The organism is Mycolicibacterium aromaticivorans JS19b1 = JCM 16368 (genome assembly GCF_000559085.1).
Classification (GTDB): domain Bacteria; phylum Actinomycetota; class Actinomycetes; order Mycobacteriales; family Mycobacteriaceae; genus Mycobacterium; species Mycobacterium aromaticivorans.
On the sequence record NZ_JALN02000001.1, the window covers coordinates 430,882 to 443,993 of the forward strand.

General features: G+C 65.3%; 13 protein-coding genes. 5 read left to right on the forward strand and 8 right to left on the reverse strand.

Annotation, left to right across the window (positions count from 1 at the left end; translation table 11 throughout):
- Positions 1-55: 55 nt before the first annotated feature.
- Positions 56-565: an Rv2253 family sensor-like surface protein gene (locus tag Y900_RS02080; protein ID WP_051659831.1), complete on the reverse strand. Its 510-nt coding sequence runs from the start codon at positions 563-565 to the stop codon at positions 56-58.
- Positions 566-648: 83 nt separating this feature from the next.
- Here Y900_RS02080 and Y900_RS02085 point away from each other — a divergent pair, with 83 nt between their 5' ends.
- On the forward strand, positions 649-1,827 hold the full coding sequence (locus Y900_RS02085) for a cytochrome P450 (RefSeq protein ID WP_081844955.1): 1,179 nt from the start codon (positions 649-651) through the stop codon (positions 1,825-1,827).
- A 435-nt stretch (positions 1,828-2,262) separates the two neighbouring features.
- Here the strand turns inward: Y900_RS02085 and Y900_RS02090 are convergent, their stop codons facing one another.
- The 3 genes from Y900_RS02090 to Y900_RS02100 form a co-directional block, all read right to left on the reverse strand.
- Positions 2,263-2,739, reverse strand: a complete 477-nt coding sequence (locus Y900_RS02090) for a hypothetical protein (RefSeq protein WP_036338422.1) — start codon at positions 2,737-2,739, stop codon at positions 2,263-2,265.
- Between the two features lie 17 nt (positions 2,740-2,756).
- Entirely contained in the window at positions 2,757-4,595 is a 1,839-nt protein-coding gene (locus Y900_RS02095) for an AMP-dependent synthetase/ligase (protein WP_036338425.1), read from the reverse strand.
- 88 nt (positions 4,596-4,683) lie between these two features.
- Positions 4,684-5,142: an SRPBCC family protein gene (locus Y900_RS02100; RefSeq protein ID WP_036338428.1), complete on the reverse strand. Its 459-nt coding sequence runs from the start codon at positions 5,140-5,142 to the stop codon at positions 4,684-4,686.
- 81 nt (positions 5,143-5,223) lie between these two features.
- On the opposite strand from Y900_RS02100, the gene Y900_RS02105 reads away from it, so the two are divergent.
- Positions 5,224-5,958 carry a Clp protease N-terminal domain-containing protein gene (locus Y900_RS02105; RefSeq protein ID WP_036338431.1) on the forward strand — a complete coding sequence of 245 codons (735 nt, stop codon included), beginning with the start codon at positions 5,224-5,226 and terminating at the stop codon, positions 5,956-5,958.
- A 58-nt stretch (positions 5,959-6,016) separates the two neighbouring features.
- Here Y900_RS02105 and Y900_RS02110 read toward each other — a convergent pair whose 3' ends face one another.
- Entirely contained in the window at positions 6,017-7,627 is a 1,611-nt protein-coding gene (locus tag Y900_RS02110; protein ID WP_109751158.1) for a GAF domain-containing sensor histidine kinase, read from the reverse strand.
- A gap of 454 nt (positions 7,628-8,081) precedes the next feature.
- Between Y900_RS02110 and Y900_RS02115 the strand changes: the two genes are divergently transcribed.
- Complete coding sequence (locus Y900_RS02115; RefSeq protein WP_036338434.1) at positions 8,082-8,726, forward strand: SRPBCC family protein; 645 nt, start codon at positions 8,082-8,084, stop codon at positions 8,724-8,726.
- A 31-nt stretch (positions 8,727-8,757) separates the two neighbouring features.
- Here Y900_RS02115 and Y900_RS02120 read toward each other — a convergent pair whose 3' ends face one another.
- The 3 genes from Y900_RS02120 to Y900_RS02130 form a co-directional block, all read right to left on the reverse strand.
- Positions 8,758-9,045: a hypothetical protein gene (locus Y900_RS02120; RefSeq protein ID WP_036338437.1), complete on the reverse strand. Its 288-nt coding sequence runs from the start codon at positions 9,043-9,045 to the stop codon at positions 8,758-8,760.
- A 110-nt stretch (positions 9,046-9,155) separates the two neighbouring features.
- Positions 9,156-9,521, reverse strand: a complete 366-nt coding sequence (locus tag Y900_RS02125) for a PNPOx family protein (RefSeq protein WP_051659832.1) — start codon at positions 9,519-9,521, stop codon at positions 9,156-9,158.
- A 48-nt stretch (positions 9,522-9,569) separates the two neighbouring features.
- Positions 9,570-10,940, reverse strand: a complete 1,371-nt coding sequence (locus Y900_RS02130) for a WS/DGAT/MGAT family O-acyltransferase (protein ID WP_036345593.1) — start codon at positions 10,938-10,940, stop codon at positions 9,570-9,572.
- 108 nt (positions 10,941-11,048) lie between these two features.
- Between Y900_RS02130 and Y900_RS02135 the strand changes: the two genes are divergently transcribed.
- The gene (locus tag Y900_RS02135) at positions 11,049-12,155 is read left to right on the forward strand and encodes a 3-oxoacyl-ACP synthase III family protein (protein WP_036338442.1); all 1,107 of its coding nucleotides are present in this window, start codon (positions 11,049-11,051) and stop codon (positions 12,153-12,155) included.
- A complete protein-coding gene (locus Y900_RS02140; protein ID WP_036338445.1) occupies positions 12,139-13,014 on the forward strand; it encodes a 3-oxoacyl-[acyl-carrier-protein] synthase III C-terminal domain-containing protein in 876 nt (291 codons plus the stop codon). The genes Y900_RS02135 and Y900_RS02140 overlap by 17 nt, the downstream gene beginning before the upstream one ends.
- Positions 13,015-13,112: the final 98 nt, after the last annotated feature.

A 13,112-nucleotide genomic window follows, 5' to 3' on the forward strand; every position in this document is an offset into this window, starting at 1 on the left:
CCACCGCCGGGCCGGTCTCGATCCGACCGACAGCCTTCGCCGATAGCCGCGCCGGCTAAGCGCGCTCAGCCGTCATGTTCATATCGACAGTGCCCTGGCACGCGCCGCTGATGATCTCGGTGTGCATGGTGCCGGACAGGGATCCGTCGGCTTGAGGGGTGTACCGCACCTCAGCGTGGGCCGGATTCCACTGGACCGTCTCGTCGGGCATCAGGCACTGCCATTGAAAGTCGCTGGCTTGCGTCCACGATGACCCATCCCAGGTGAACTGGACAGGCTGCGGAACCGTCGGGTTGCTCGGCGGAGGACCGCTCGTGATGGTGGCGGTGCACTTGCCGTTCGCGCAGTTCGATTGGAAGCCATAGGTTTCGGTGTGCTGTTGTTCTGGCTGACCGGCGGCCATACTCGTTCCGGCTTTGGGTCCGACGATGAAGGTGATCGCGTACTCGCCGTTCCAGGACGCTGAGTCGGCTGAGGCAATCGGGGCGAGCCAAAGCGCGATCGCAGCCGGCGCGGCGAACAACCCGACGACGGTGCTCAAGCTGCCACGATTGGTGTGAGCCATCGCTGAATACTAGAGCCGAGGCAAACAAGACCAGTAGTCTTAAAAATGGTCCGCGCTGTCGCGTCCAGTCGTAGGCTCCCAGCATGACCGTCACCGCCCAGCTGCCGTTCCGCCAGAGCCACCCACTGCGCTCCCCCGACGACCTTCTCGCGCTGCAGGGCACCGGGCCGATCCACAGAGTCCTGACCTCCGTCGGCGACGAGGCGTGGCTGGTCACCGGTTACTCACTGGTGCGCAGCCTCATGGACAACGAACTCCTCGGCCGCACCCACCGCGACCCCGCGAACGCCCCGCGCAGCCGCACCTCGGCGTTGTTCGGCGGCCCGATCGGCGATTTCGATTCCGAGCCGGCCGACCACGCCCGCATGCGCCGACTACTGCAGCCACACTTCGGTCCCCGGCACATGCGCACCCTGCAGCCGAAGGTCGAAGGTCTGTGCGCGGCCCTACTCGACGACATGCACCGCCACGGGCCGCCGGCTGACCTGTTGACCAGCCTGACCCAGCCACTGCCCATCTTGGTGATCTGCGACCTGCTCGGCGTCCCGTACGCCGACCGGGACCGTTTCCGCCTCTGGGTCGACGACGCCGCGTTCTCCCCCGACGACGACGTCTCCCTCAAAGGGCTCGAGTCGCTGCTCGGCTACGGCATGGAGCTCGTCGGGGCCAAGCGAGCGAACCCGGACGACGACGTCATCTCCCGCCTGTGCGACGAACCCGATCTGGCCGACTTCGAGATCGCCACGCTGGCGATGCAGCTACTCTTCGCCGGTCACGAGACGACCGTGACCCAAATCTGGGTCGGGTGCCTGCTGTTGCTGAGCAATCCCGACCAGTGGCAGACCCTGCTGCACAACCCGAACCTCATCCCGAAGGCCGTCGAGGAAGTCCTGCGCGCCGGCATGACCGGCGGCGTCGGCGTCCCGCGCTATGCCCGCGGCGACATCGACGCCGACGGCGTGACGATCCGGGAGGGAGATCTGGTTCTGCTCGACCCGGGCGCGGCCAACCACGACCCCGAATTCTTCGCCGATCCCGACCGGGTGGACCTCAACCGCAGCGGCGCGGCCCACGTCGGCTTCGGGTACGGCCTGCACTACTGCCTCGGCGCCGCGCTCGCCCGACTGGAACTCAAGATCGTCTACTCCCAGCTCATCCCCAACTTTCCCACCTTGCAGCTGTGCACTGATCCGGCGACGATGACCGCAGGCTTTCATTCCCTGTCCCACGGACTTGTCGAACTGCCGGTGACATGGGGATAAAACCCTGAGATCGATCCTGCCGGAACGCTTCCTCGTGCCGGTGACAGCGCTGTCCGGGTCGCACACACTCTTACCAAATCGTCAATATTTCTGTCGAAGTCAGCCGCCGACCACCGCAGGTGTCGTACATTTCTGACGACGCTGAGAACACAGCCGACCGGTCGGGGCCCGGTAGCGCGAACACACCGAATTCCGACCGTCACAAGCGGGTCTCCAGGGGTGGGCTACGCGAAGTGGCCACCCCCTTGGGCCACCGGCCCCCCGCCCCTGGGGACCACTTGGCCTACAAGCGAACGTCGATGCCGCTCGATGCCCGTCCGGCCGACCCCGTCGTGAGCACATCACCCGGTGACACGTCACTGCGACCGAGGGCGGAGAACCAGTCCACGGCCCTTGCTGGCGAAGGCGTCCTGCACCCTCAGCCGAAGCAGTGGTTCACCCCAGTCCCGGCGGCTGATCCTCGGACCACAGACAGTCACCGTTCATCGTGATGGTGAACAACTTCGGTAGCACTACGAGGTGCAGGGGTTGACCTGACTCGCCGGGCGAATGCACCACCGGCGCAAGCTCTCCCGGACCGATCACGGTCACCTGATCGGCACTGCAGACTGCGGAAGGATCCAGCGGAGCCGCCGTCCACTGCCCCGAGCGAAGGTTAGGATTGCGAAATCCCTGACCGTGCAACGTGATTCCAGCGCCATAGCTCAACCAGCGACTTTGCGGGTCGAACGGGGCGAGCACCGGGGCCCACATGCCCGACGCCTGGCAAACGAGAAAGTCGCCGACATCCGGTAATCGGGTCATCACGTCGGTAAACTCAGCCGGACAGGACGCACCGGCCTGCGGCACCGGAACGTCAGCCCGCGCTGGGGCCACGCCGAACGAGAACGCGGCCGTGGCGGCCAGCAGCACGCCGCAACGCCACACGGTCAGCCGTATAGCTCGTCGATGTTGTCGTGGAAGTTCTCCACGACCGCTTTACGCTTGAGCTTCAGGCTGGGAGTCAAATCGCCTGCCTCAACAGTCAATTCGCGATCGATGATGGCGAAGCGCTTGACCTGTTCCCACCTGTTCAGGTGCTTGTTGAGGGTTTCCACGTACCCCTCGACCATTTCCCTGGTCTTCGCGTCGCGGGCAACTTCCTCGAAGGACTTGCCCTCCATGCCGTTGCGATCTGCCCACTCCCTGATGGCCTCGGCATCGAGACTGACCAGCGCGACACAGTACGGCTTACCCTCGCCATAGATGATGATCTCGCTGGCGAACGGACAGATGCCCTTGAACGCCGCTGAGATCGCCGAGGGCGCAACATATTTGCCCTGCGACGTCTTGAACATGTCCTTCTTGCGGTCGGTGATCCGCAGATAGCCCTCGGCGTCGAGCTCCCCGATATCGCCGGTGTGGAACCATCCATCGGCTTCGATGGCCTCCGCGGTCGCCTCGGGCAGGTCGTGGTAGCCGCTCATCACGCCCGGCCCCTTGAGTAACACCTCACCGTCGGCGGCGATCTTGACGTCGGTGTACGGCAACGTCCAGCCCACCGTCCCAAACCGATAGGCATTCAGACGATTGAGCGAGGACGCCGCGGACGTCTCGGTGAGCCCGTAGCCCTCCAGCACAATGGCGCCGACGGCGTCGAACCACTGCGCGATATCGCGGTCCAGCGCGGCCGAGCCGGAGATGAAGAACCGCAGGCGGCCACCGAACCGCTGCCGGATCGTGTTGAACACCAGTTTGTCGGCGAGTTTGTGTTGCAACGCAAGCAGCGGCCCGACCCGGTGGCCGGCTTGCCGGGCGCGCGAAACCTGGAGGCCCACGTCGCTGGCCCAGTCGAAGAGCCGCTTCTTGACGCCGCCCTCTTCGGCCATCGTCTCGGTGATCCGGCCGTGCACCTTCTCGAAAATCCGCGGTACCGCACCCATGAATGTCGGCTTGATGATCGCCAGGTTCTCGACGATCTTGTCCACCCGGCCATCGATGACGGTGGGGAAACCCATCACCAGCGGCATGGCCAGCATCACCTTGCCGAACGAGTGCGCCAGCGGCAGCCACAGATAGTTGAGGTCTTTGTCGGACAACACCTGCAGCGAATCCAGCGCAGCGGCGGTATAGGTCCATGCCTCGTGGTGCAGGCGCACACCCTTCGGCTTGCCGGTGGTGCCGGAGGTATAGATCAGGGTGGCCAGCTGCTCGGGCGTGATCTCGTCGATCCGCTCGGTCACCGCGGTGGGCTTGTCGGCCAGGAGTTGCTTGCCCAGTTGCTGGAGATCCTCGAGGGTGATCACCCAGTCGTCATCGCTCGTGCCGTCGATGATCACCACCTTCTCGACGGCCGGTAGGTCGGCGCGGTTGGCCGTCAGCTTGTCGACCTGAGACTGGTTCTCGGCCACGACAACCCGACTGCCGGAGTTGGCGACGATGAACGCGGTGTCTTCGGCGTTGGTGCTCGGATAGACCGTCGTCGTCGCCGCACCCGCGGACAGGATGCCGAAATCGACGACCACCCACTCGTAGCGGGTTCCCGCCGCCAGTGCCACCCGGTCCTCGGGGTTGATGCCGAGGGCAATCAGCCCCGCGGCAATCAGCTCGACCCGTTCACCGACCTGCGCCCAGGTGACACTGGTCCACCCGTCATTGTCGGGATACCGGAACGCCTCGGCGTTGGGGGTGGCCGCGACGCGATCGAGAAACATCCGCGGCACCGACGGCGCCCGGTTGTCGATTTTGCTCACGTCGGGCCGCTCGTCGGACTTGCGCGGGCCTGCCATGGCGCGAGTTTATGTCGCCTCGCGCCGCTCGTGGCGGAATCGGGAAGCCCGGCCCGAGCGAATCCCGGCCGCCGGCCGAACAGCCGGGCTAGTTCGGATCGAATTCGGCCGGTTCGCGATCCGCAGCGAGGTTCGCCAGCCGCCAGATGGATTCGCGGTTTCGCGGCCAGAATCCGGCCAGTTGCACCCGGTCCGGCAAGAACCTCATCGGCCCCTCCACTGCCACCTCCGCCATCTCCACTCGGCAGCCACCCTCGATGTCGCTGAGCCGCAAAGTGATTCGCGCTGCGCCAGCTGGGCCAAGCCGTGCCAGCAGTACCAGTTCCTCCTGCGGCGTGCAGCGCAGCACCACGGTCTCGTCGTTGATCACCGCCGGCCAGACGCCGATCGAGTGCAGGATTCGCGCGCCCGGCGCCGGCCAGTCGGCGTCGACCGCGCGCATCCGACTGTTACCGACCACCCATTGCGAGTAGGTCCACCCGTTGGCCAGCACTTCCCAGACTCGTTCCCGTGGCGCGTCGATGTCACGCGTAACGCTCGTTGGCATGGTGTGCGGGTACCCGCTCCATCGGATGCAAACCGTCAACTCCCGGTTGACGAAGCCTAGTCGTCAACCTACGGTTGACGCATGGAAGAAACGGCCCGGATCGCCTACCCGATCCGACTCGACGACCTGATCGACGGCATCAAGCGGGGCCACACCAACGCCCTCGACCAACTTGCCGACGCAGTGCTGACCGCGGAGGCCCTCGGCGACCTCGCCGACCACCTGATCGGGCATTTCGTCGACCAGGCCCGCCGGTCGGGCGCCTCGTGGACCGACATCGGCAAGAGCATGGGAGTCACCAAACAGGCGGCACAGAAGCGTTTCGTGCCCAAGATGACCAACCTCGACGCCGCCGATCTGGACCCCGCCCAGGGGTTCGCCCGGTTCACCCCGCGAGCCCGCGGCGCCGTCGTCGCAGCCCAGAACGCGGCCCACGGGGCCGGGAACGCCGAGATCACCCAGGACCACCTGCTGCTGGGATTGCTCAGTGATCCGGCCGCACTGGCCACTCCCCTATTGCGTGCCCAGCAGATCACCCCGGATGCCGTGCGAGCTGCCATCGTTCTGCCACCGCGGGCGGACCACGTACCGGCCCTGATCCCGTTCGACTCCGGTGCCCGCAAGGCCCTGGAGCTGACCTTCCGCGAAGCACTTCGCCTGGGCCACAACTACATCGGAACCGAACACATGCTGCTCGCACTGCGCGAAGCCGAGCAAGGCGGCGGCACCTTGCACCGGGTCGGATTCGACAAGGCCCGCGCCGAGGCCGACATCGCCGAGATGCTCGCAGAGATCACGCCGACCGAGGAGTCTTGAGCACAGCCCGGATAAGATCTCTGTAATACACAGTCCCGCAATCTAACTGGATGATCCGTCATTCCGAGGTAAGCGGAGCCTTCCACACCAACTTCGTTCCGCCGCTCTCAGCGTCGGACAGAGTGAAGATTCCGCCCGCCGACTCCGCGCGCCGGGCGAGGTTACGTAGACCACTGCTGCGTCTGTTGTCCGCTGGAATCCCCTTGCCGTTGTCGGTGACCATGATCGTCAGGTCATTACCGACCGCGACGCTCACCGTGATCTCCGCGGCACCCGAGTGCCGGACCGCATTGCTCAAGGCTTCGGTGACCACCGCTTCGGCGTTGGCGGCGAGGTCGGGGCTGAGAATGCTCAGTGGGCCGCTGAGGCTCAGCGAAGCGGCGACGTCCCGGTGGTTGGTCAACTGTTCGAACACGTTGTGAATCCGCGCGGCCAATCCGCCACTCGAATCGACCGGATGTTGCAGATTGAAGATGGTCGACCGGATCTCGGTGATGACGGCCTGCAGCTCATCGATCGACCGCGATAGCCGCTGGGCCATCTCGGGATCTCGGGTCCGGGCGATCACCCCCTGCAGATCCAGCCCGACCGCGAACACCCGCTGGATCACCTGGTCATGGAGGTCATGCGCAATGCGCTCCCGTTCGGTGAGCAGAGCGAGCTCAGCTGTATAACGCCGGGCCCGGGCAATCGTCAGCGCGATAGCTGCGTGGCCGGCGAAATCCCGCACCAGGTCAAGATCTTTGGCGCTGAAGCGTGGAGCGTTGACGTTCCGTGCGACGACAAGCACCCCGAGGCTGTGTCCATCAGCCCATAACGGCACGACGATCGCCGGGCGTTCACCGTTGTCGGTGAACGACTGGATCGGTTTGCGGAACGTCTCGGTGATCACCGGCTCGCCGGAACGAAACACCGAGCCGCTGGTCGATCCGTCGACCGCAACCCGCTGGCCGAGAACATCGTCGGCATATCGACCAACCGCCGCTGACACCACGAGCGTGTCCACCTCGTCGTCAGGAAGGTCAGCATCCTCGGGAAAGAGCACGATGGCCTGCTCCGCCTCGGTGAGTTCGCACGCCCGCGCCGCAATGAGCTGCAACGGCCTGAGAATAGGCTGCCCATCGGACAACACGGCTGCCGTGATCTCCCGACTCGCGCTGGTCCACAAGGCCGCGATCCGGGTGGCGTCGAACAGCTGGGCGTTGTCGATGGCGACCGCGGCCACCGACGCCAATGCGCGCCCGGTCACCTCGTCCGACTCGCTGAACGTGCGCCCGGGCCGGTCGTCCGCGACGTACAGACTGCCGAACGCCTTGTCGTCGCGAATACGGATCGGAATACCCAGGAACGCGCGCATCGGCGGGTGCCCGTCGGGGAACCCCGCCGAGGCCGAATGTTGGGTCAGATCGTCGAGCCGTAACAGATCGGTCCGTTCCCGCAGCGCACCGAGGAGTCCCTTGCCGACCGGAAGATGACCGATCCGATCAACGGTGCGTTCATCTATGCCGTCATGGACGAACGAGGTCAGCATGCCGTCGGGACCCCACACGCCGATGGCGCCGTAGCGCGCCCGGGTCAAGGTCAGCGCGGCACTGATGATTCTGTGCAGCGTCGGCTCCAGCTCGAGATCAGAGCTGATCTCGATCGCCAGTTGCAGCAGCAGTCCCATCTGGTCGCGGTCGGCGGCCAGCTCGTCGAGCTGATCATGAATCCGGCGCACATCCCCTGTGCGCTCCCGGCCGAACTGCGTCCCAGGCCTATTTTCGCTGATCAAACCCGTCCCTGCGCTTCCCGACGTGCATCTCCTGCATTGTGACAGTCCGATCTTGCTCGGGAAAGGGTGAGCGCCCACCACTTTGCGCAAAATGCCCGCACCGACGCCGACGAGGCCACGGCAAAAGCGTTGCTGAAAATGTCTGAGCAACGCCGAGAAGGGGGCCGCCGCAGTCGATCGCAGTCGTCGGCCGGTTAGACCGTTGCACGACAAGCGATCTGATCGTCCGCCCGTCGGCGGGCATGAGAGCTTGAAGTCCCAGCCGGCCGGGTCATTCGTCGATGCCGATCGGCCACATCGAGGTCGACCGGCCCTACCGCGCCGGGACTTCCCGCCGCAGAGTTGAACCATGACAGCGATTGCTCGCCTGGGCGCAACTGCCGCAGTCCTCCTCGCGGCCAGACAATTCTTCCGGAACTGGGGCACCACGAAAGCCGAGTGTGCGATGCCGCTGCCGGGCGACAGCCTGGTCGGTCAACCTGCGGTGGTGACGACCGAAGGGATCACGATCGAACGGCCGCCGGAGGCGGTGTGGCCCTGGCTGGTCCAGATCGGTCTCGACCGCGCTGGTCTGTACGCCTACGAAACACTGCACACCCTGGCCGGGTTGGACTACCAGGACGCCGATCGGATCCACCCCGAATGGCAGCACCTCGCCGTGGGTGACACCGTCCGCCTGGCGCCCCGGGGATGGCTGGGCCTGGACGACGGCATCCTGGTCACGGTCGTTGAGATCCAGGAGGGGCGATCGATCGTTTTACGGACGGGAGGCGGCGATAGCATCTGGGATGCCGTGTGGTCGCTGAACGTGGCGGAACATGGCGACGACGGCACCCGACTGCTGATCCGCACCCGGGTGCCGTTGCGACGGCCCGGAGCCGTAGTAGGCGCCGAACTCATCGCGCCGCCAAAGGCCTTCGTGACGCGGGCCATCCTGCGGGGCGTGAAACATCGTGCGGAGAGCGAGCCCGCCCTGCCTGGTGATCCACCGTGACGCCCTCACGAAGAAACCCGCGCGGCGTCGCTCAGCGGTCGGCGTCGGACTTGGTCAGCGCGCGATCTGCCGTGTTGAGCAGACTGCGGTGAAATTTGTACTGGGCAGAAACGAGATCGTCGGCCAAATCAAGTGCAGCTTGCACGATCTTGTCGCGTAGCGGCTGAACGGATTCGGGGATTGCATCGTCCACCGCGTCACGGAACTTCCGCAACGCTTGTCCGGCCGCGTGCTGTCCCGCTTTGGCCGACTCATGCAACTCTTCGGTGAGATCAGCGGCGGGTGAATCAACGGTGGCCTGTTTCCCGGTTTCGGTCATGACACGAACTCCTTGCTTATTGGGACTGTGAGACAACACTATTGCGAGCAACCGGAGCCCGTACCGGCCAAAAGTCCCCTGCACCGGTGCAATAGTCCACGATCGCTCGCCTACTTCACCGTGACCTGAAGAAAGTCGTCGATACCGAAACGGTGGAAGGCCTGCCGGTGTCGCGGCGACAGCTTCGGTGCGGCCGAGGCCGCGTCGATGATCTCCGGAGTGATGACGTCATAGGTCCGGCCGCCGGAGGTGATCGTTGCCCGGCCCGCCGCGAGCACGTTGCGCAGCCAGTCGACGCCCGTGCCGTAGGGCAGCGGAATGATGAATCCATCCGCCACCGGATTGGCCACCACCGGGGTGACATAGCTCTTGCCCGAGGCCCGCCCGGTATGTCGAATAGCGCTGGCATACCAGTGTTTACGACCCGCCAGGTGTAGCATTGCCGGGTTCAGCACGTGCTTGTTGAACATGCGCATCCCGTCACGGAACGAGGGTTGTGGTGTCACGGGTGCCTCCCCAGAGGGCTAGCCGAGAGCTTTGGCCGCCGCGGACAACTGCGCGACCGCCTGCTCGATACCCCGCGCCAGCTCGTCGACGTCAGGAGCCGCGTCGTAGTCGGCGATGATGCCGAACACCAGACTGTCCGCATAGCTGAGAATGGCGATGCCGGTGCGAAGTTGGAGCGCAATGGGCGGAATCGGGAGCACACTGAGGACTTCTCGACCCAAGATCTTCGATCGCTCGCGGGGTCCCGGGACATTCGTGGCGACCGTCACGACGCCGCGTTGCGGCAATCGGGTCAGCGCCCGGACAGCCCACGCCGTCACCGGGAACGGCAGCAAACTGATCGTCGAGATGAGGGCGCTGCCCGCTTGGCGCTGCCCGCTGCCCTTCGCGCACGTCAATCGGGCATGCACCTCGCGGAGCTGTTCGACCACATCGTCTTTCTCGACGGGGAGACGCGGAAGCATGATCGACACCCTGTTGTCGATCATCTCTCGCGCGTCGTTGGAGCGGATCGACACCGGCACCAGCGTCCGCAACGAGTTTTGTCGTGGCTGTTCGCCCCGTCGAACCAGCGCTGCCCGGAAACTGTCGGTGATCGCGGTCAGCGCAACATCGTTCACGGTGACACCGAATTCATGGCAGATCGCCGTCACCTCGTCGAGGCTCACCCGCGCAGCACTGTAGCCGCGCATCTTGCGAAGGGGACCGGCCAGCGACGAGGGGCTGGCCGGGCGTAGCAAGCCACCGGTGATCTCGATGACGCCCTCGACAGCCAGCGATGCCGCGTTCGTCACGCCGACAGCGGTCTGCCACAAGCCCGATGCCCAATCCAGCGGATTCAGACTGACTCCTGCGAATCGGCCACGGTGATCTGTCGAGTCCTTGGCGGCGCGAATCTCGGTAGCGAACGTTTCGCCTTCCCCGTCGTCACTGAGCCCGGCGAACAGATGCATGGTCGCGATGCCGTCTGCGATGCAGTGGTGGATCTTCATCAAGACCGCCCACCGGCCGTCGGCCAGGCCCTCGATGATCCAGCACTCCCACAGCGGGCGGTCGCGGTCCAGGCGTCGCTCCATCACGTCGGCGGCGAACCTGTACAGAGACTGGTCGTCCCCCGGATGGGGCAGCGCCGCGCGGTGAATGTGATGGGAGAGATCGAAATTGGGGTCTTCCACCCATTCCGGGGGCTCGAGGTCGAGTAGATGCGTATGTACGACCTGCCGGAACCGGGGAACGCTGAGAATCCGTTCGGCGACGCTGTCCGCCAGGGACGCGAAGTCCGGCATGGGTCCTTCGATGACCGAGATACCGCCGACCGCCAAGCTCACATGCCGATCTGAGTCCTCGGCCTCGAGGAATCCGGCATCCAAGGTGGTCAGTTGTTCCACCACCATCACAATTCGCCCACCACAGCGGACCGGCAAGGGCACAAGGTCCCGGCCGTCGATGCCCAATGATCCCTATCAGGTCACTACGGCCCGAATCACTATGGATCAATGACGCGCAAGCGGTGGCTGATGATGGAACCGTCGGAAGACGGTGACACAGCGCCGTTTCACGCCCGGCTGGCCGCCGCAGGCCGACACCTGCCCACCACCCACCTCACAACCGACGAGTTGATGTCGACCACGCGCCACCAGACGCACATCGATCTTGAACGGCTGACCGGGATCCGTGAGCGCCGGGTTTCAGTAGGCGATGAGGACTCCTACACGCTCGCCGTCGCGGCGGCACTGCATTGCCTGGCCAAGGCCCAGCGGCCGGCAGAGTCGATCGACGCCGTCATCAGCTGCAGCATCACCAAGTTTCGCGACGGTCTCACCCAGTGGCTCGAGCCGACCATGAGCAGTGCGGTGGCGGCGGGGATCGGCGCCCCGACGGCGATGACCTTCGACGTCTCCAATGCCTGCGCGGGAATGCTCACCGGAGTCACGATCGCGAACAACTGGATCAGACAGGGCATCATCGAGCGTGCACTGGTGGTCAGCGGTGAGTACATCTCGCAGCTCGGCCAGAATGCGGCTCGTCATATCCGGTCGATCATGAGCAAGGAGTTGGCGTGCCTGACGCTCGGCGACGCCGGCGCGGCGCTTCTACTCGAGCGTGCACCGGCCGGCTCGGCCGGCATCAGCCTGGCCGGCTTCACCACCGTGGCCGACTACAGCCGACTGTGCCTGGCGTATCCCAAGGGATCCGATCCGGGTGGGCGAATGTTCACCGATGCGCGCGGCATCCATCGGGCCGCGATGTCGGACACCCCACTGCTGTTGCACGAGGTGCTCGACACGGTCGGCGTCTCGATACACGACATCGATCACGTGATCACCCACCAGACGTCGGCCCGCGCGATACGCAAGGGAATGGCCAAGATCGCCGACGACTTCGGTGACAGTCCCCGCCACGACGCCGTGATCACCGTCGACCGATACGGCAACACCGCATCGACCACCCACACCGTGGCTCTCATCGAGGAACTCGACGCGAATCGCATTCGCCCCGGCGAGACCATAGCGCTGATCGCGCTGGCGTCCGGACTGGAAATCGGCGTGGTCATGCTGACACTGGACGACGAGATGGTGGATCACTATGGGCACCGTGATTGAACAGGTCGCCGTGGGCAAGAGCCGGTGGCGTCACCGGCACAGCGCCCTGCACCTCGCGGTCAGCACCGCACAGGATTGCCTGCGGATGGCGGGCCGAGAACCGCACGACGTGGACCTACTGATCAACGCGGGCATCTACCGCGACCGAAATCTGGGCGAGCCGGCACTCGCGGCGTTGATCCAGGAGGACGTCGGCGCCAATCCCGAAGATCCGCATACGGGCACGCACGGCACATTCTCCTTCGACGTCGCCAATGGTGCGTGCGGTGTCCTCACCGCGTTGCAGATCGTCGACGGCTTCCTCACGTCGAGGACCATCGACTGCGCGATGGTTGTGGCCAGCGACGCCGACCCGGGCCATGGCATGAGCGAACACTTCCCGTTCTCCCCCACCGGCGCGGCACTGCTGTGCAGCCGGACCGGCGACGATGACGGAATCGAACAGGTACACTGGGCGAGAATCCCCGACGGTGGTGAAACATTCAGTGCCACAGTGGGTCTCGTCGACTACAAGAACATTCTGCGCTTTCGGCACTCCACGGCGCGCGACGATCGCTTCGCCGCTGCCGCCGCCGACGCCGCTGCGCGCTGCCTACGCGCGTCCGAACGCACGATCGCCGATGTCGACGCGATAGTCGCCGCACCGGCGTGGCCGGGATACCGCGCGGCGCTGGCCGACATGCTGGGGGTGCCGGCTCAGCGCATCGTCGTCGCCGACGACGATGCCATGCACACCGCGTCGCTGGCGGCGGCTCTCGACCGCGCAACCCACGAGCTCGACGGCGGCAGTCTGGCGATCCTGATCGCGGCAGGTGCCGGAATCACCGCCGGCGCAGCCCTTTATCGGATACCGCGGTGAGATGGGTGGTGCGTGTCGTCGCCTGGCACAGCCGAACGCGAGTGAGGACCTTTGACGCTCGACTGAGGACCCAAGACCATGCGCCCGGCTGCCGTCGG

Excerpts from the sequence above, each read along its gene's own strand:
- Y900_RS02080 (WP_051659831.1), bottom strand. The coding sequence starts at position 565 with ATGGCTCACACCAATCGTGGCAGCTTGAGCACCGTCGTCGGGTTGTTC.
- Y900_RS02085 (WP_081844955.1), top strand. The coding sequence starts at position 649 with ATGACCGTCACCGCCCAGCTGCCGTTCCGCCAGAGCCACCCACTGCGC.
- Y900_RS02095 (WP_036338425.1), bottom strand. The coding sequence starts at position 4,595 with ATGGCAGGCCCGCGCAAGTCCGACGAGCGGCCCGACGTGAGCAAAATC.
- Y900_RS02100 (WP_036338428.1), bottom strand. The coding sequence starts at position 5,142 with ATGCCAACGAGCGTTACGCGTGACATCGACGCGCCACGGGAACGAGTC.
- Y900_RS02105 (WP_036338431.1), top strand. The coding sequence starts at position 5,224 with ATGGAAGAAACGGCCCGGATCGCCTACCCGATCCGACTCGACGACCTG.
- Y900_RS02110 (WP_109751158.1), bottom strand. The coding sequence starts at position 7,627 with ATGGGACTGCTGCTGCAACTGGCGATCGAGATCAGCTCTGATCTCGAG.
- Y900_RS02115 (WP_036338434.1), top strand. The coding sequence starts at position 8,082 with ATGACAGCGATTGCTCGCCTGGGCGCAACTGCCGCAGTCCTCCTCGCG.
- Y900_RS02120 (WP_036338437.1), bottom strand. The coding sequence starts at position 9,045 with ATGACCGAAACCGGGAAACAGGCCACCGTTGATTCACCCGCCGCTGAT.
- Y900_RS02125 (WP_051659832.1), bottom strand. The coding sequence starts at position 9,521 with ATGCGCATGTTCAACAAGCACGTGCTGAACCCGGCAATGCTACACCTG.
- Y900_RS02135 (WP_036338442.1), top strand. The coding sequence starts at position 11,049 with ATGACGCGCAAGCGGTGGCTGATGATGGAACCGTCGGAAGACGGTGAC.
- Y900_RS02140 (WP_036338445.1), top strand. The coding sequence starts at position 12,139 with ATGGGCACCGTGATTGAACAGGTCGCCGTGGGCAAGAGCCGGTGGCGT.